The sequence below is a fragment of the Streptococcus mitis genome, assembly GCF_023109105.1.
Taxonomy (GTDB): domain Bacteria; phylum Bacillota; class Bacilli; order Lactobacillales; family Streptococcaceae; genus Streptococcus; species Streptococcus mitis_BW.
This window is the reverse complement of the sequence record NZ_JALDTZ010000006.1, coordinates 23,026-41,288: the sequence shown is the minus strand read 5'-3', so window position 1 is coordinate 41,288 and position 18,263 is coordinate 23,026. Positions and strand designations below refer to the sequence as shown.

General features: G+C 40.5%; 19 protein-coding genes. 16 read left to right on the top strand and 3 right to left on the bottom strand.

What is annotated here, in order from left to right; all coding sequences use genetic code 11:
• Positions 1-216: 216 nt before the first annotated feature.
• From M1F37_RS05010 to dnaJ, 12 genes are all read left to right on the top strand, one after another.
• Positions 217-1,413, top strand: coding sequence for a phosphoglycerate kinase (locus tag M1F37_RS05010; RefSeq protein WP_001096743.1), 1,197 nt, complete (start codon positions 217-219; stop codon positions 1,411-1,413).
• Between the two features lie 429 nt (positions 1,414-1,842).
• A complete protein-coding gene (locus M1F37_RS05005) occupies positions 1,843-2,370 on the top strand; it encodes an FUSC family protein (protein ID WP_247934970.1) in 528 nt (175 codons plus the stop codon).
• Positions 2,371-2,446: 76 nt separating this feature from the next.
• Complete coding sequence (glnR, locus tag M1F37_RS05000; protein ID WP_000659548.1) at positions 2,447-2,803, top strand: transcriptional repressor GlnR; 357 nt, start codon at positions 2,447-2,449, stop codon at positions 2,801-2,803.
• 36 nt (positions 2,804-2,839) lie between these two features.
• Positions 2,840-4,186 carry a type I glutamate--ammonia ligase gene (glnA, locus tag M1F37_RS04995; RefSeq protein ID WP_247934969.1) on the top strand — a complete coding sequence of 449 codons (1,347 nt, stop codon included), beginning with the start codon at positions 2,840-2,842 and terminating at the stop codon, positions 4,184-4,186.
• A 114-nt stretch (positions 4,187-4,300) separates the two neighbouring features.
• A complete protein-coding gene (locus M1F37_RS04990) occupies positions 4,301-4,621 on the top strand; it encodes a PadR family transcriptional regulator (RefSeq protein WP_247934968.1) in 321 nt (106 codons plus the stop codon).
• Positions 4,621-5,208: a DUF2812 domain-containing protein gene (locus tag M1F37_RS10075; protein ID WP_348771860.1), complete on the top strand. Its 588-nt coding sequence runs from the start codon at positions 4,621-4,623 to the stop codon at positions 5,206-5,208. Before M1F37_RS04990 ends, M1F37_RS10075 begins: the two co-directional genes overlap by 1 nt.
• Before the next feature lie 34 nt (positions 5,209-5,242).
• Positions 5,243-5,755 (top strand): DUF2812 domain-containing protein, encoded by a 513-nt coding sequence (locus tag M1F37_RS04980; protein WP_247934967.1) that lies wholly within the window; start codon positions 5,243-5,245, stop codon positions 5,753-5,755.
• 160 nt (positions 5,756-5,915) lie between these two features.
• Complete coding sequence (gene hrcA / locus M1F37_RS04975) at positions 5,916-6,950, top strand: heat-inducible transcriptional repressor HrcA (RefSeq protein ID WP_247934966.1); 1,035 nt, start codon at positions 5,916-5,918, stop codon at positions 6,948-6,950.
• 26 nt (positions 6,951-6,976) lie between these two features.
• The gene (gene grpE / locus M1F37_RS04970) at positions 6,977-7,501 is read left to right on the top strand and encodes a nucleotide exchange factor GrpE (RefSeq protein WP_247934965.1); all 525 of its coding nucleotides are present in this window, start codon (positions 6,977-6,979) and stop codon (positions 7,499-7,501) included.
• Between the two features lie 483 nt (positions 7,502-7,984).
• Positions 7,985-9,808 carry a molecular chaperone DnaK gene (dnaK, locus tag M1F37_RS04965; protein WP_247934964.1) on the top strand — a complete coding sequence of 608 codons (1,824 nt, stop codon included), beginning with the start codon at positions 7,985-7,987 and terminating at the stop codon, positions 9,806-9,808.
• 201 nt (positions 9,809-10,009) lie between these two features.
• Entirely contained in the window at positions 10,010-10,642 is a 633-nt protein-coding gene (locus M1F37_RS04960) for a DJ-1/PfpI family protein (protein WP_247934963.1), read from the top strand.
• A gap of 199 nt (positions 10,643-10,841) precedes the next feature.
• Positions 10,842-11,978 (top strand): molecular chaperone DnaJ, encoded by a 1,137-nt coding sequence (dnaJ, locus tag M1F37_RS04955; RefSeq protein WP_001066308.1) that lies wholly within the window; start codon positions 10,842-10,844, stop codon positions 11,976-11,978.
• 26 nt (positions 11,979-12,004) lie between these two features.
• Here dnaJ and M1F37_RS04950 read toward each other — a convergent pair whose 3' ends face one another.
• Both M1F37_RS04950 and M1F37_RS04945 read right to left on the bottom strand, forming a co-directional pair.
• The gene (locus M1F37_RS04950) at positions 12,005-12,292 is read right to left on the bottom strand and encodes a hypothetical protein (protein ID WP_247934962.1); all 288 of its coding nucleotides are present in this window, start codon (positions 12,290-12,292) and stop codon (positions 12,005-12,007) included.
• Positions 12,293-12,301: 9 nt separating this feature from the next.
• Positions 12,302-12,712: an HIT family protein gene (locus tag M1F37_RS04945; RefSeq protein ID WP_001278320.1), complete on the bottom strand. Its 411-nt coding sequence runs from the start codon at positions 12,710-12,712 to the stop codon at positions 12,302-12,304.
• A gap of 67 nt (positions 12,713-12,779) precedes the next feature.
• Between M1F37_RS04945 and M1F37_RS04940 the strand changes: the two genes are divergently transcribed.
• Positions 12,780-13,511, top strand: coding sequence for an ABC transporter ATP-binding protein (locus tag M1F37_RS04940; protein WP_247934961.1), 732 nt, complete (start codon positions 12,780-12,782; stop codon positions 13,509-13,511).
• Positions 13,508-14,557: an ABC transporter permease gene (locus tag M1F37_RS04935; protein ID WP_247934960.1), complete on the top strand. Its 1,050-nt coding sequence runs from the start codon at positions 13,508-13,510 to the stop codon at positions 14,555-14,557. Before M1F37_RS04940 ends, M1F37_RS04935 begins: the two co-directional genes overlap by 4 nt.
• A 61-nt stretch (positions 14,558-14,618) precedes the next feature.
• Here M1F37_RS04935 and M1F37_RS04930 read toward each other — a convergent pair whose 3' ends face one another.
• Positions 14,619-14,948 carry a hypothetical protein gene (locus M1F37_RS04930; protein WP_004257513.1) on the bottom strand — a complete coding sequence of 110 codons (330 nt, stop codon included), beginning with the start codon at positions 14,946-14,948 and terminating at the stop codon, positions 14,619-14,621.
• A 295-nt stretch (positions 14,949-15,243) separates the two neighbouring features.
• Here M1F37_RS04930 and M1F37_RS04925 point away from each other — a divergent pair, with 295 nt between their 5' ends.
• Positions 15,244-15,981 carry a response regulator transcription factor gene (locus tag M1F37_RS04925; protein WP_247934959.1) on the top strand — a complete coding sequence of 246 codons (738 nt, stop codon included), beginning with the start codon at positions 15,244-15,246 and terminating at the stop codon, positions 15,979-15,981.
• A 13-nt stretch (positions 15,982-15,994) separates the two neighbouring features.
• On the top strand, positions 15,995-17,335 hold the full coding sequence (locus M1F37_RS04920) for a sensor histidine kinase (protein WP_247934958.1): 1,341 nt from the start codon (positions 15,995-15,997) through the stop codon (positions 17,333-17,335).
• Positions 17,336-18,263: the final 928 nt, after the last annotated feature.

Below are 18,263 nucleotides of genomic sequence, written 5' to 3'. Positions count from 1 at the left end.
AACGGAATTTCTCCTATTCTATTTTAAAGGATAAAAGTAAATCTAACAAGTGTTAAGATGAAATTTTAGAAAGAAAATTTGTGATAAAAATCAAAAATAATAGACTCTAAAATGACATGAAGATTAAATATCGAAAAATCTTGTGAAATCTTTCCTTATATTTCAAAAGTGTGATATAATAGTTTCGAATAAAATAAATAAAGGGGTTTTTGTAACATGGCAAAACTTACTGTTAAAGACGTTGACTTGAAAGGTAAAAAAGTCCTCGTTCGTGTTGACTTCAACGTACCATTGAAAGATGGCGTAATCACTAACGACAACCGTATCACAGCAGCTCTTCCAACTATTAAGTACATCATCGAACAAGGTGGACGTGCAATTCTTTTCTCTCACCTTGGACGTGTGAAAGAAGAAGCTGATAAAGCTGGTAAATCACTTGCTCCTGTAGCAGCAGACTTGGCAGCAAAACTTGGTCAAGACGTTGTTTTCCCAGGTGTCACTCGTGGTGCTGAATTGGAAGCAGCTATCAACGCTCTTGAAGATGGACAAGTTCTCTTGGTTGAAAACACTCGTTACGAAGATGTTGACGGCAAGAAAGAATCTAAAAACGATCCTGAACTTGGTAAATACTGGGCATCACTTGGAGATGGTATCTTCGTAAACGATGCATTCGGTACAGCTCACCGTGCTCACGCATCTAACGTTGGTATCTCAGCAAACGTTGAAAAAGCAGTTGCTGGTTTCCTTCTTGAAAACGAAATTGCCTACATCCAAGAAGCAGTTGAAACTCCAGAACGTCCATTCGTAGCGATCCTTGGTGGTTCAAAAGTTTCAGACAAGATCGGTGTTATCGAAAACTTGCTTGAAAAAGCTGACAAAGTCCTTATCGGTGGTGGTATGACTTACACATTCTACAAAGCACAAGGTATCGAAATCGGTAACTCACTTGTAGAAGAAGACAAATTGGATGTTGCGAAAGCTCTTCTTGAAAAAGCAAACGGTAAATTGATCTTGCCAGTTGACTCAAAAGAAGCAAACGCATTTGCTGGTTACACTGAAGTGCGTGACACTGAAGGTGAAGCAGTTTCTGAAGGCTTCCTTGGTCTTGATATCGGTCCAAAATCTATCGCTAAATTTGACGAAGCTTTGACTGGTGCTAAAACAGTTGTATGGAACGGACCTATGGGTGTATTTGAAAACCCAGACTTCCAAGCTGGTACAATCGGTGTGATGGACGCTATCGTGAAACAACCAGGCGTTAAATCAATCATCGGTGGTGGTGACTCAGCTGCCGCAGCTATCAACCTTGGACGTGCAGACAAATTCTCATGGATCAGTACGGGCGGAGGCGCTTCAATGGAGCTTCTCGAAGGTAAAGTATTGCCAGGTTTGGCTGCACTTACAGAAAAATAAATTCAGCCCGTTAGTCTCTACAAAATCCTGATTTTGTAGAAAAAGGAACAAAACTGAAACGTTAACAAAAAGGTGGCTATGTCACCTTTTTGTGTTAGTGTAGGTATTTGTGACGCGGTGGTGGAGCATCAATGGAACTTCTTGAAGGTGAAGTTCTTCTAGGACTTGCAGCTTTGACAGAAAAATAAGATTTTATACTCAATGAAAATCAAAGAGAAAACTAGGAAACTAGCCGCAGGCTGTACTTGAGTACGGCAAGGCGATGTTGACGTGGTTTGAATTTGATTTTCGAAGAGTATTATAAATGAATCAAAGGAGAGAGGGACGACAGTTCCTCTTTTCTTTTGCTTGAAATAAAAACGTTTCCTCTCAACTATTCATCATAAAATCAGCCAATTTATGATAAAATGGAAATAGAAAGTTGAGATTATGAGTTATTTTAAAAAATATAAATTCGATAAATCCCAGTTCAAACTTGGTATGCGAACCTTTAAAACAGGTATTGCTGTTTTTCTAGTTCTCTTGATTTTTGGTTTTTTTGGCTGGAAAGGTCTTCAAATAGGTGCTTTGACAGCTGTTTTTAGCCTGAGGGAGAGTTTTGATAAGAGTGTCCATTTTGGGACTTCGCGTATTCTAGGAAATAGTATTGGTGGCTTTTATGCCCTCCTCTTCTTCCTATTAAATACCTTTTTCCACGAGGCTTTTTGGGTGACCTTGGTAGTTGTCCCAATCTGCACCATGTTAACCATTATGACAAATGTAGCCATGAATAACAAAGCAGGTGTTATTGGCGGTGTAGCGGCTATGTTAATCATTACCCTGTCAATTCCGAGTGGAGAAACGATTTTGTACGTGTTTGCGCGTGTATCAGAAACTTTCATGGGAGTTTTTGTCGCAATTCTCGTAAATTACGATATTGATCGTATTCGTCTCTTTTTAGAGAAAAAAGAAAAATAATGTTACATTTTATAACATTATCAATTGACGTTTGTCTTTTTTTAGACTATAATAGACAGAAAGAAGGAAATTGTAAATGAAGGAAAAAGAATTTCGCCGAAATATGGCTGTTTTTCCTATCGGCAGTGTTATGAAGTTGACCGACCTATCGGCGCGTCAGATTCGTTATTATGAAGATCAAGAGTTAATCAAGCCTGATCGAAACGAAGGGAACCGTCGCATGTATTCTTTGAATGACATGGATCGTCTACTTGAAATCAAAGATTATATCTCTGAAGGTTATAATATCGCTGCCATTAAGAAAAAATATGCTGAACGTGAAGCGAAATCCAAGAAAGCGGTGAGTCAGACTGAGGTGCGTCGTGCACTTCACAATGAACTCCTCCAACAAGGTCGCTTTGCTTCAGTACGGTCACCTTTTGGTCGCGGTTAGGCAACCGCAAGTAGTCATACATTAAGGAGAAAACTCATGCCAATCACAGCTGCAGATATTCGTCGTGAAGTCAAGGAAAAAAATGTTACCTTTATCCGTCTCATGTTCTCAGATATTTTGGGAACCATGAAAAACGTCGAAATTCCTGCTACAGATGAACAGTTAGATAAGGTCTTGTCAAATAAGGCTATGTTTGATGGATCTTCCATTGAAGGTTTTGTACGTATCAATGAATCAGATATGTACTTGTACCCTGACTTAGATACATGGACAGTCTTCCCTTGGGGAGATGAAAATGGAAGTGTTGCAGGTTTGATCTGTGATGTCTATACAACAGAAGGTGAACCATTTGCAGGTGACCCTCGTGGTAATCTCAAACGTGCTCTTCGTCACATGGAAGAAGTAGGATTCAAATCCTTTAACCTTGGACCAGAGCCAGAATTCTTCCTATTTAAATTGGATGAAAATGGAGACCCAACACTTGAAGTGAATGACAAGGGTGGCTACTTTGATTTGGCACCTACGGACCTTGCGGACAATACACGTCGTGAAATCGTGAATGTCTTGACCAAAATGGGATTTGAAGTAGAAGCGAGTCACCACGAGGTTGCGGTTGGACAACATGAGATTGACTTTAAGTACGATGAAGTCCTCCGTGCTTGTGATAAGATTCAAATTTTTAAACTTGTTGTTAAAACCATTGCTCGCAAACATGGGCTTTACGCAACCTTTATGGCCAAACCAAAATTTGGTATTGCTGGATCAGGTATGCACTGTAATATGTCCTTGTTTGATGCAGAAGGCAATAACGCCTTCTTTGATCCAAATGATCCAAAAGGAATGCAGTTGTCAGAAACAGCTTACCATTTCCTTGGCGGTTTGATCAAGCACGCTTACAACTTTACAGCTATTACCAACCCAACAGTTAACTCATACAAACGTTTGGTTCCAGGCTATGAAGCGCCTGTTTACATTGCATGGGCTGGTCGTAACCGTTCGCCACTTGTGCGCGTGCCTGCTTCACGTGGTATGGGAACTCGTCTTGAGTTGCGTTCAGTGGATCCAATGGCTAACCCGTACATCGCTATGGCAGTTCTTTTGGAAGTTGGTTTGCATGGTATTGAAAACAAAATCGAAGCACCAGCTCCTATCGAAGAAAATATCTACATCATGACAGCAGAAGAGCGTAAGGAAGCTGGTATTACGGACCTTCCATCAACTCTTCACAACGCTTTGAAGGCTTTGACTGAGGATGAGGTGGTTAAGGCTGCCCTAGGAGATCACATCTACACAAGCTTCCTTGAAGCTAAACGAATCGAATGGGCAAGCTACGCAACCTTTGTTTCACAATGGGAAATTGATAATTATTTAGATCTTTACTAATATAGAAGAAAGATTGCCTGAGGGCGGTCTTTTTTATTGCATTTTATATCGAGGTGTGATATATTCTATATAACGAAGTGCGATATATCGAACTAAGATAGGAGATGGTTATAAATGGAATTAACGGATAAGATTCGTCGAGTTTATCTTCCGATGACGGAAACGGGCTTTTATATCTTGTTCTGTCTGCAAAAGGAACGTCATGGTTATAGTATTACACAAAAGGTCAAGGAAATGACAGATTCGCAAGTCTTGATTAGTCCTGGAACTATGTATGGAACCTTGTCAAAAATGGAAAAGGATGGTTTGATTTCCTTTGTCCGAGAGGAGGAAAAACGGAAAATCTATCAGATTACAGACTTGGGACGCAAAGTATTAGATATTGAATTGAAACGTATTGAACGGCTCTATAGAAACAGTCGGGAGGAAGGATGATGGAAAAGAAAATTGTTTATCGAATTTTTACAATTGCGGATTATGATAGAGAAGCTTTATATCTTAGAAAAATGCATGCCGAGGGATGGAAACTTAAGAAAGCAAGCTACTCTAGCTTAGTAATTGCGGTTAAGTATACTTTTGAAAAGTGCAAACCGGAGCAGGTGTCTTATCAGTTGGACATTTATCCCATGAAAAAATCAGAGAGGGCCTCCTATTTACAACTATTTAAAGACTGTGGCTGGGAGCATATTACAGACTTTAATGGGTTTTCCTACTTTAGAAAGCTTCATTCTGGAATTGAGTCGGATGCAGAGTTTGAAATTTATAATGATGCGACCGGCAAGTTGGATATGGTCAAACGGATTTTAACAACGCGGATGCTTCCTATTTTGCTTCTCTTTTTGCTTATCTTTTCGGCTCTGCTACCGGTTTTCTCACAGTTTGTCAGTGGAGGTAGTTCTTTCAGTTGGGAATTGTTTTTGCTTGTCTTAATAGATTTTGTTTTATTGATAATTCATGCGATTCAGATTTCTTATATTCTTTGGAGATTGTTTCAAAAGTGGAAAGAATTATCTGATAAATAAAAGCATGAATGTTTTCTAGTTTGGAGGTCAAACAATGAAAAGCAAACTACAATTTCGGATCTTCACTATTCTTGATTTGGACAAGAAAGAAGAATATTTACATGAGATGCATTTAAAAGGTTGGAAATATAGTAGAAATCGTTTTGGTTTTTTCTATTTTGACCAATGTCAACCGGACGATATCATCTACCGTATCTATGATTCTAGATTTCTTAAAAAGTATAAGCATGAACTGCATGATTTTCGAAATAGAGGTTGGGAATTGATAGAGATAGGTTTCTGTTCACTTTTGCGTAAATCATCTTCTGATTTACTTCCGGAGGATCAAGTCTATATAAGTAAGGGGTTCAGATGGGCAGTTATACAATATAGACTTCGTTTATGTACAGCGGCTTTCTTAGGTGGTCTCGTTGTTTGTATGAGTTTATTTAAAGAAGATCTTTCTATGTCTTTCTTCATTATTTTTGTTTTATATGCTTTACTGTTTTCTTATCTAATCTATGGTTATTTCAGACTAAAAAAGAAATACCGAGTAGATGAGCAGTAAGCTTCTAGGTCTTTAGACTGATTTTTAGCACTCTTGATAAAAGAGTGCTAATTTTTTGAGTTTTTGTCTTGACATTCTCTTTTAAGGGTGTATAATAGAATCATAAGTTAGCACTTGGGTGTATCGAGTGCTAATTGATCAGACAGAGAGGAGTGATGGGATGGTCACAGAGCGTCAGCAGGATATTTTAAATCTGATTATTGACATCTTTACCAAAACGCACGAACCTGTCGGATCCAAAGCCTTGCAAGAGTCTATTAACTCTAGCAGTGCAACTATTCGTAATGAAATGGCAGCTCTAGAAAAGCAAGGTTTGCTTGAGAAGGCTCATACTTCAAGTGGTCGGATGCCAAGTGTTGCTGGTTTTCAGTACTATGTGAAACATTCACTGGATTTTGACCGTTTGGCTGAGAATCAAGTTTATGAGATTGTAAAAGCCTTTGATCAAGAGTTCTTCAAGCTTGAGGATATTCTTCAAGAGGCTGCCAATCTACTGACAGATCTGAGTGGCTGTACGGTAGTAGCACTGGATGTTGAGCCGAGCAGGCAACGCCTGACAGCCTTTGATATCGTTGTTTTGGGGCAACATACAGCCTTGGCAGTATTCACCCTAGACGAGTCGCGAACGGTTACTAGTCAGTTTCTGATCCCAAGGAACTTCTTGCAGGAGGATTTGCTGAAACTGAAGAGCATCATTCAGGAACGTTTCCTCGGCCACACCGTTCTAGATATTCACTACAAGATTCGGACGGAGATTCCGCAGATTATCCAGCGTTACTTTACAACAACGGACAATGTCATCGATCTCTTTGAACACATTTTTAAGGAAATGTTTAACGAAAACATTGTGGTGGCGGGCAAGGTCAATCTCTTGAATTTTGCTAATCTAGCAGCCTATCAGTTCTTTGACCAACCGCAAAAGGTGGCCTTGGAAATTCGTGAGGGGCTGCATGAGGATCAGATGCAAAATGTCCGTGTTGCAGACAGTCAAGAGTCCTGTCTGGCTGACTTAGCTGTGATTAGTAGCAAGTTTCTTATTCCTTATCGGGGAGTTGGAATTCTAGCCATTATCGGTCCGGTCAATCTGGATTACCAACAGCTAATCAACCAAGTCAATGTAGTCAACCGTGTTTTGACGATGAAGTTGACAGATTTTTACCGCTACCTCAGCAGTAATCATTACGAAGTACATTAAGATTGAAATCATTAAAGGAGGCGAAAATGGCCCAAGATATAAAAAATGAAGAAGTAGAAGAAGTTCAAGAAGAGGAAGTTGTGGAAACGGTAGAAGAAACAACTCCTGAGAAATCTGAATTGAACTTGGCAAATGAACGTGCAGATGAGTTCGAAAACAAATACCTTCGCGCTCATGCGGAAATGCAAAATATCCAACGCCGTGCCAATGAAGAGCGTCAAAACTTGCAACGTTATCGTAGCCAAGACTTGGCAAAAGCGATTCTCCCTTCTTTGGATAACCTTGAGCGTGCCCTTGCAGTTGAAGGATTGACAGATGATGTGAAAAAGGGCTTGGAAATGGTGCAAGAAAGTTTGATTCATGCTTTGAAAGAAGAAGGAATCGAAGAAATCGTAGCGGACGGAGAATTTGACCATAACTACCATATGGCCATCCAAACTCTCCCAGCAGACGATGAACACCCAGCAGATACCATCGCCCAAGTCTTCCAAAAAGGCTACAAACTCCATGATCGTATCCTACGCCCAGCAATGGTAGTGGTGTATAATTAGGCAATTCTGACGGTGGCTAAAGCAACTCGTCAGAAAACGGCAATCGCTATGGCGTTTGCCTAGCCTCCTTACTAACTCGTCGTCGAAATAAAATCGATTTCGACTCCTCGTGTCGCAATTTACATAATAGAAAACTTGTCCGAAACGACAATAAACTATGAAGAAAGATAAGAGGCAAGCCGGAGGCTTGCAAGGAAGATATTTCCCATCGTGGTGAAAGTTTCAGTAGCAAAATCTACTGAAACAGGGGATTTTTGAGACAATAGGCTCAAAAATAAGTGATGAAATCCCGAAGGGAGTTGCTCACGTCCCCACCACTTAAGGGAAATATAAAAAATAGAAAAAAATATTAAAGAGGAATTAAGAAAGGATTTGAACCCGAACGAAATGCTCGGAAAATAGATAAACCGCCTAGCATTCATCGAATGCTTCGTTGGTTTCCTAATTTTCAGTCGCATTTTCGGCGTTCTTGGTATCATTATTATGTCTAAAATTATCGGTATTGACTTAGGTACAACAAACTCAGCAGTTGCAGTTCTTGAAGGAACTGAAAGCAAAATCATCGCAAACCCAGAAGGTAACCGTACAACTCCATCTGTAGTCTCATTCAAAAACGGAGAAATCATCGTTGGTGATGCTGCAAAACGTCAAGCAGTAACAAATCCAGATACAGTTATCTCTATCAAATCTAAGATGGGTACTTCTGAAAAAGTTTCTGCAATCGGAAAAGAATACACTCCACAAGAAATCTCAGCTATGATTCTTCAATATTTGAAAGGTTATGCTGAAGACTACCTTGGCGAAAAAGTAACTAAAGCAGTTATCACAGTTCCAGCTTACTTCAACGATGCTCAACGTCAAGCAACAAAAGACGCTGGTAAAATCGCTGGTCTTGAAGTAGAACGTATCGTCAACGAACCAACTGCAGCCGCTCTTGCTTACGGTTTGGACAAGACTGACAAAGAAGAAAAAATCTTGGTATTTGACCTTGGTGGTGGTACATTTGACGTATCTATCCTTGAATTGGGTGATGGTGTCTTTGATGTATTGGCAACTGCAGGGGATAACAAACTCGGTGGTGACGACTTTGACCAAAAAATCATCGACTACTTAGTAGCAGAATTCAAGAAAGAAAACGGCATCGACTTGTCAAATGACAAGATGGCTCTTCAACGTTTGAAAGACGCAGCTGAAAAAGCTAAGAAAGATCTTTCTGGTGTAACTTCAACTCAAATCAGCTTGCCATTCATCACTGCTGGTGAGGCTGGACCTCTTCACTTGGAAGTGACTTTGACTCGTGCGAAATTCGATGATTTGACTCGTGACCTTGTAGAACGTACAAAAGTTCCAGTTCGTCAAGCCCTTTCAGATGCTGGTTTGAGCTTGTCAGATATCGACGAAGTGATCCTTGTCGGTGGTTCAACTCGTATCCCTGCCGTCGTGGAAGCTGTTAAGGCTGAAACTGGTAAAGAACCAAACAAATCAGTAAATCCTGATGAAGTTGTTGCTATGGGTGCTGCTATCCAAGGTGGTGTCATTACTGGTGATGTCAAAGACGTTGTCCTTCTTGACGTAACACCATTGTCACTTGGTATCGAAACAATGGGTGGTGTCTTCACAAAACTCATCGACCGTAACACAACTATTCCAACATCTAAATCACAAGTCTTCTCAACAGCAGCAGACAACCAACCAGCTGTTGATATCCACGTTCTTCAAGGTGAACGCCCAATGGCAGCAGATAACAAGACTCTTGGACGTTTCCAATTGACTGATATTCCAGCTGCACCTCGTGGAATTCCTCAAATCGAAGTAACATTTGACATCGACAAGAACGGTATCGTGTCTGTTAAGGCCAAAGACCTTGGAACTCAAAAAGAACAAACAATCGTTATCCAATCGAACTCAGGTTTGACTGACGAAGAAATCGACCGCATGATGAAAGATGCAGAAGCAAACGCTGAAGCAGATAAGAAACGTAAAGAAGAAGTAGACCTTCGTAACGAAGTAGACCAAGCTATCTTTGCGACTGAAAAGACAATCAAGGAAACTGAAGGTAAAGGTTTCGATGCAGAACGTGACGCTGCCCAAGCTGCCCTTGATGAGCTTAAGAAAGCCCAAGAAGACAACAACTTGGACGAAATGAAAGCGAAACTTGAAGCATTGAACGAAAAAGCTCAAGGACTTGCTGTCAAACTCTACGAACAAGCCGCAGCAGCTCAACAAGCTCAAGCAGGAGCAGAAGGCGCACAAGCAACAGGAAACGCAGGCGATGACGTCGTAGATGGTGAGTTTACGGAAAAATAAGATGTTGAGGCGTTAAGAAAACGAAAGAAAAATAGGAAGCCATCGCCTTGTGCGATGCACAAAAGATGGCTTATCTTTTTTCCGAAGTTTTTAGCCGAAACTCAGTTAAGCCTAACTCGTTAAGAATGTTAACAATGATAAGAAGAAATCCAGAGGTTGCAACCCAGCCTCTGTTTTTCGGTAAAATAGAGGATGTTGCGTATGAAAAAAGTACTTTGTATCATTTATCCTAATTTTTCTCTTTATGAAATAACCGCTTTAACGAGTACTTTAGCTCTGTCTTTTGATATCACGATTGATTATGTAGCTTCAGATCATTTGATGGTGGTCTCTGAGGATGGTTTGCCCTGTCAACCGACGAAAACATTGGATCAAATCCGTATAGAAGATTATTCTTGTGTGATTTTGCCAGGAATGGTAAATATAGGTCCTGCTCTACAAGATGAGAAATTGATCTCGTTTTTGAGAAGTCTTAATGAGCAAGATATCCTAATTGCAGCTATTTCTTCAGCGCCCCTTTTATTGGCGAAAGCAGGCTTGTTGAACGATACGAAATTTACAGGTGGAATTTGGCAAAACTTCTTTGACTATTTTGAATTTCTTCCACGTGAGAATTTCCGACCGAAAGTTCTTGTCCAAGATAAACAAATCATTACGGCTATCGGTTTTGCACATCAAGAGTTTGCAAGAAAAGTGATTTTCGGTTTAGGGTTGGCAGAGAATACGGACAACTATTTTAAAGAACAGAACGAGTATGCTGAAGAGGATTTGATATTTACTCTATCAGATGAAGAGTTTGATCAAGTGAAGCAGAGTATAGAAAACAGCCTCTAAAGATTTACATAAAAATTATAGAGAGGAACAAAGAGTGTTCAGGGAATTGAACACGGGTTCCCAAATTTCTTACTCAATATAAAAGAAAGGAATTGAACCCGACCTAAATTCTCGGAAAAAAGATAAATCTGCCTAGGAGCATCGCTCCAGCGTCAGATTTCCTATTTTTCAGTCGAATTTTACGGTCTTGGTATCTTGTATGAACAATACTGAATTTTATGATCGTCTGGGGGTGTCAAAAAACGCTTCAGCAGACGAGATCAAAAAGGCTTATCGTAAGCTTTCGAAAAAATATCACCCAGATATCAACAAGGAGCCTGGTGCTGAGGAAAAGTACAAGGAAGTTCAGGAAGCCTATGAGACTTTGAGTGACGACCAAAAACGTGCGGCCTATGACCAATATGGTGCTGCGGGTGCCAATGGCGGTTTTGGTGGTGCTGGCGGTTTCGGCGGTTTCGACGGGGCAGGTGGCTTCGGTGGTTTTGAGGATATTTTCTCAAGTTTCTTTGGCGGAGGCGGTGCTTCACGCAATCCAAATGCTCCTCGTCAAGGGGATGACCTCCAGTATCGTGTGAATTTGACCTTTGAAGAAGCTATTTTTGGAGCTGAAAAAGAGGTTAAGTACAATCGCGAAGCTAGCTGTAGTACATGTAATGGCTCTGGTGCTAAGCCAGGAACAAGTCCAGTTACTTGTGGACGCTGTCATGGCGCTGGTGTCATTAACGTCGATACGCAGACTCCGCTTGGTATGATGCGTCGCCAAGTAACCTGTGATGTCTGTCATGGTCGCGGAAAAGAAATCAAAGATCCATGTACAACTTGTCACGGAACAGGTCATGAAAAACAAGCCCATAGTGTACATGTAAAAATCCCTGCTGGTGTGGAAACCGGTCAACAAATTCGCTTAGCAGGTCAAGGTGAAGCTGGCTTTAATGGTGGACCTTATGGTGACTTGTATGTAGTGGTTTCTGTGGAAGCTAGCGACAAGTTTGAACGTGAAGGAACCACTATCTTCTACAATCTCAACCTCAACTTTGTCCAAGCAGCTCTTGGTGATACAGTTGATATCCCAACGGTTCACGGTGATGTTGAATTGGTAATCCCAGAGGGAACTCAGACTGGTAAGAAGTTCCGTCTACGTGGAAAAGGAGCTCCGAGCCTTCGTGGTGGTGCAGTTGGTGACCAATATGTTACCGTTAATGTCGTAACACCGACAGGCTTGAACGACCGCCAAAAAGCAGCGCTTAAAGAATTCGCAGCTGCTGGTGATTTAAAAGTTAATCCAAAGAAAAAGGGATTCTTTGACCATATTAAAGATGCCTTTGAAGGAGAATAAAAGTAAAAAGAGCCGTCGGGCTCTTTTTACTTATCTTCAGTTTCCTGTGTTTCTTTGATCACAGCTAGTCTAGTATGGATATCTTTTTCTAAGACCTTAAACTTGTAAGTCAGGTCTTCTTGGTATTCCTTGATGAGTTCTTTTTGTTGTTCGATGATTTGCAGGCTGTTTTGGATAATGGCCACATCGTCTTTGATAGCTTGAACGCGGTCAGTGGTATTCAAGACCTCATCTGTGATGACTTGACGATTTTTTGTGACCAGATAACTTCCGGCTGAAGCTCCTGCAAATAGCAGTAGGTTGGATAATTTCATGGCAACTCCTTAGGCGTTTTTGATGGTTTCAGCGACTTGGGCAAGTTTGTCAAAGTCAGGTTCGTGGGCGATAAAATCAATCTTGAGGTCATCGTCCGCACTGTAGCGAGGTACAAGGTGAACGTGGGTATGAAAGACTGTTTGACCAGCGACTTCTTCACAGTTGGCAATGATATTCATACCAGCAGCCTTGGTAGCTTTCATGACTTTTTGAGCCACTTTTGGTACTTGGGCAAAGAGTTGGCTGGCGCTAGTAGCGTCCATTTCCAAAAGATTGCGATAGTGTTCTTTAGGTACGACCAAGGTGTGGCCTGGTGTCACTTGAGAGATATCAAGGAAGGCAAGAACCTGCTCATCTTCGTATACTTTTGAAGCAGGAATTTCTCCTGCGATGATTTTACAAAAAATGCAATCTGACATAAAATCTACCTCTACTGTATTGAATTTTGATATAATATAGCTACATTATACCAGATTTGGAGAAAATATGTTAGAAATTAAAAACCTGACAGGTGGCTATGCCCATGTCCCTGTTTTGAAAGATGTGTCTTTTACCGTTGAAAGTGGGCAGTTGGTCGGTTTGATTGGTCTCAATGGTGCTGGTAAATCGACGACGATCAATGAGATTATCGGTCTGTTGACACCTTATAGTGGCTCCATCAATATCAATGGCCTGACCCTGCAAGAAGATGCGACTAGCTACCGCAAGCAAATTGGCTACATTCCTGAAACTCCCAGTTTGTACGAGGAATTGACTCTCAGAGAACATATCGAGACAGTCGCTATGGCTTATGGTATTGAGCAAAATCTAGCTTTTGAACGTGTAGAACCTCTGTTAAAAATGTTTCGTTTGGATCAGAAGTTAGATTGGTTCCCTGTTCATTTTTCAAAAGGGATGAAGCAGAAGGTCATGATTATCTGTGCCTTTGTGGTGGATCCAAGTCTCTTTATCGTGGATGAGCCTTTCCTTGGTCTCGATCCGCTGGCTATTGCGGACTTGATTCAGCTTTTGGAAGTGGAAAAGCAAAAGGGCAAGTCCATTCTTATGAGTACCCACGTACTGGATTCGGCGGAGAAGATGTGTGATGCCTTTGTCATTCTCCACAAGGGTGAGGTGCGTGCCAAAGGAAATCTCTCGCAACTGCGTGAAGCCTTTGATATGCCTGAGGCTAGTTTGAATGATATTTACTTGGCTCTGACCAAAGAGGAGGAGCTATGAAAGACTTGTTTTTAAAGAGAAAGCAGGCCTTTCGTAAGGAGTGTCTTGGTTATCTGCGCTATGTTCTCAATGACCACTTTGTCTTGTTCCTGCTTGTCCTGCTGGGCTTTCTAGCCTATCAGTACAGTCAACTCTTGCAAGATTTTCCTGAAAATCATTGGCCTATCCTTTTGTTTGTAGGAATTACGTCTGTTTTACTTTTGCTTTGGGGTGGAATTGCCACCTATATGGAGGCTCCAGACAAGCTCTTTCTCTTGGTTGGAGAAGAGGAAATCAAGCTCCATCTCAAGCGTCAAACGGTCATTTCCCTAGTCTTTTGGCTCTTTGTCCAAACACTTTTCTTGCTGTTATTTGCACCCTTATTTTTAGCTATGGGGTATGGCTTGCCAGTTTTTCTGGTTTATGTGCTTTTATTGGGAGTAGGTAAATATTTCCTCTTTCGTCAAAAGGCCAGCAAATTTTTTACTGAAACTGGACTGGACTGGGATTATGTCATTTCCCAAGAAAGCAAGCGCAAGCAAGTCTTACTTCGTTTCTTTGCCCTCTTTACGCAGGTCAAGGGAATTTCAAACAGCGTCAAGCGTCGTGCCTATCTAGACTTTATCCTAAAGTCTGTTCAGAAGGTGCCTGGAAAGATTTGGCAAAATCTCTATCTGCGTTCTTATCTGCGAAATGGAGACCTTTTTGCCCTCAGTCTCCGTCTGCTCTTGCTTTCCATACTGGCGCAGGTCTTTATCGAGCAAGCTTGGATTGCGACAGCAGTGGTGGTTCTCTTTAACTACCTCTTGCTCTTCCAGCTGCTGGCCCTCTATCACGCCTTTGACTACCAGTATTTGACCCAACTTTTTCCACTGGACAAGGGGCAAAAGGAAAAAGGCTTGCAGGCGGTGGTCCGAGGATTGACCAGTTTTGTTTTACTTGTGGAATTAGTTGTCGGATTGATTACCTTCCAAGACAAACTGCCCCTTCTAGCCTTGCTGGGCGCTGGTTTGGTTTTACTAGTCTTGTATTTGCCTTATCAGGTAAAACGTCAGATGCAGGACTAACATTGCCTATATGAAACTAAAAAAGAAGTTGAGTGCAGTTTGTCTCAACTTCTTTTATTTTCTACAGGATAATGGTTGGTCCGTAGAGACTCAACTTTGTCTTGACTTGGTCAAAGTGGAAGCGGTCATAGGCCCGCCAAGCGGCGCGAGTTGGAGCATCTGGATTGAGAGCACTGAGTCCCATGAGAAGGCTGGAAGTCTGGTAAAATTTTTCCAGTTCAATCAAGACTCGATTATCCACTGTCTCAGCCTTGGCTAGAAAGCCAAGAATAGAGTTTAATTGCTCCTGAAAGCGGACGTCGTCAGCGGTTGCCTGTTTGCATGCTTGATAGGCTTTGTTTAAGTCAGTAATCAAAGTCTGAGCTCTTTTGATGGGGTCTGTATCTGTCATGAGAATTCCTCCTTTAATCTGGGTGCCAGTCTTGATTCTAGCAACTGTGTTTTGATACTGTCAGTCTATCACTTTTATATCCTTTTTCAGCCTCAAATCTTTAATTGTACTTGAAATTTCCTGAATGGTACTGTTAAGATTTTATGATAAAATAGTTGTAAGATTATCATGCTTATTTGAGGAACAAGATACCCTTCAGGAGCGTTAAAGGCCTGTTTAGGATTTGGTGGGCTTGTATCATAGTATTTTTGCTATTCTCTTTTTAGGAAGAAATTGAAACAAGGAGAGTAAGAAGATGAGAATATTTGTTTTAGAGGATGATTTTTCCCAACAGGCTAGGATTGAAACGACGATTGAGAAACTTTTGAAAGTACATCATATCACTCCCAGCTCTTTTGAAGTCTTTGGCAAGTCAGATCAACTGCTGGCAGAGGTGCATGAGAAGGGAGTCCATCAGCTATTCTTTTTGGATATTGAGATTCGAAATGAGGAGATGAAGGGTCTAGAGGTGGCTAGAAAGATTCGGGATCGGGATCCTTATGCCTTGATCGTCTTTGTGACGACTCACTCGGAGTTTATGCCCCTGTCCTTTCGCTACCAAGTGTCTGCTTTGGACTACATTGATAAGGCCTTGTCAGCAGAGGAGTTTGAATCTCGTATCGAGACAGCCCTCCTCTATGCAAATAGTCAAGACAGTAAAAGTCTGGCGGAAGATTGCTTTTATTTTAAATCAAAATTTGCCCAATTCCAATATCCTTTTAAAGAGGTTTACTATCTCGAAACGTCGCCCAGAGCCCATCGTGTTATCCTCTATACCAAGACAGACAGGTTGGAATTTACAGCGAGTCTAGAGGAGGTTTTCAAGCAGGAGCCTCGTCTCTTGCAGTGCCACCGCTCTTTTCTCATCAATCCTGCCAATGTGGTTCGTTTGGATAAGAAAGAAAAACTGCTTTTCTTTCCCAATGGTGGAAGCTGTATGATAGCGCGTTATAAGGTCAGGGAAGTGTCTGAGGCTATCAATAACTTACACTGAGTGAGGAGAATTTATGTATATTTTTTGGATGATATTGTATTCACTAGCTATTATTGGGCTAGAAATTATCATGTTCTTTAAGGTAGATGGAATTAGTCTCACTTTCGATAGAATTTTTAAGGCCTTTCTTCTAAAATTTCTTCTAGCAGCAATTGTTACAACTTTTAAATTTTTAGTCTTGACTGACTATCTGTCATACTTTATAGAACCCTTGTTCGGCATCAGCTTATCTCTCTTATTGTTAAGAGAGCTTCCTAAAAAACTCCTTTTCTTTTATGGTCTCTTTCCAATTGTATTGATGGATATCTTTTACAGAAGTGTTTCCTATTTTGTGTTTCCGTTTTTGGGGCAAGGGATTGTAGATGGAGATGGAAATCCTCTCTTTTTGTTGATTATGATATTCGTTTACTCCATAGTATTAGCCTTTTTGAAATGGTTGGACTATGATTTCACTAACTTGAGAAGGGAGATTCTAGATAAAGGTTTTCAACAGTCCCTGACTAAGATTAACTGGATAATGGGGGCTTACTTTCTAGTCATGGAAAATCTGTCTTACTTTGAATATGCATACAATATCCAATCAAAGACTGTTCGCCATCTCATCCTAGTCTTTTACCTACTCTTTTTTATGGGGATTATCAAGAAATTGGATACCTATTTGAAGAACAAACTCCATGAGAGACTGGACCAAGAGCAGGCCTTGCGCTACAGAGATATGGAACGCTATAGTCGGCATATAGAGGAACTTTACAAGGAAGTCCGGAGTTTTCGCCATGACTACACCAACCTCTTGACCAGCTTACGTCTGGGCATTGAAGAGGAGGATATGGAGCAGATAAAAGAGGTCTATGACTCGGTCTTAAAGGATTCTAGTGAAAAATTGCAGGACAATAAATATGACCTGGGCCGATTGGTGAATATTCGTGATAAAGCCCTCAAAAGTCTCCTAGCAGGGAAATTTTTAAAAGCCAGAGATAAGAACATTGTCTTTAATGTCGAAGTTCCAGAGGAGATTCAGGTCGAGGAGATGAGCCTACTTGATTTTCTAACCATTGTGTCTATCCTTTGTGACAATGCTATTGAAGCCAGTGCAGAGGCTAGTCAACCTCATGTCTCAATCGCCTTTATAAAAAATGGAGTACAGGAAACCTTTATCATTGAAAACTCCATCAAAGAAGAGAGTATAGATGTTTCTGAAATCTTCTCTTTTGGAGTTAGTTCTAAGGGGGAGGACCGAGGTGTTGGTCTCTATACCGTCATGAAGATTGTGGAAAGTTATCCCAATGCCAGTCTCAATACCACCTGTCAAGATCAAGTCTTTCGTCAGGTGTTTACTATAATACATACAGAATGATAAAAAATAAGACCGAGAGTGCTTGTTTCTCGGTCTGTATGGCTGAATAGTTAATCAAAGTAGTTTTGAGTTACAGTAAATTGCTTGTATGAAATAATTTTCTCTATCATCAACTATCGGGAGGGGGTTCTAATTTTTGAAATCTAATTCTGCTATATCTACTTTTTATTTTTAGTTTTTAATAATCCTATTATAGATAGAGTTATTAAAGTTATGGACATTAAACTGCTAAAAATAAATACTTTTGATGTTAATCCAATAGAAAATAGTAATATTCCATAAAAAATATTGGATATATAATAAATCTTACTCTTCATGATTACTTGCCTCCGAATATAGATTCTTGCTATGTTGCAAATGTGACAAGTTTAGTATAGTACTATTTTTAAAAAATTTTCATCCAAATCTTGAATGGTTATTGAAACATCTTGAATTGAACAAAGAACTTTCTCCTTACCAAAATAATGAATATCATTCAGAAACCAAAAATAATATATACTCTAGTTTGTGAGGTATCCTATATGAATAAGAAATCCTTTTTTATCATCTGTTCTACGTTGATTATAGCATCGAATCTTCTCATGATTTCCGTGGTGAACAAGGGAGAAGAAACAGGGAGTAACCTGTTTGTGATTGCTATAGCCTGTGTTTTGCTACCAGCCTTTTTATATGCAGTTAAGAACCGACAGACTTCATTGGTAAATGTAGAATCAATACTCCTGATTCAGTTGGCAGTTATATCTCTACTCCGTCTTGTCAACAGAATAGAGAGTACGCCTGAAATCCTCAACATTATCATTACCCTTCTCGTTTTGGCAAGTGGGACAGCCTGTATCCTTGTTGCGATCATGAGAATCTATCAGAACAGACGAAAGTGAGGGTGAATAGTTTTCGATTATTGTTAAATTCCCTTAGGGCAAGTATGTTT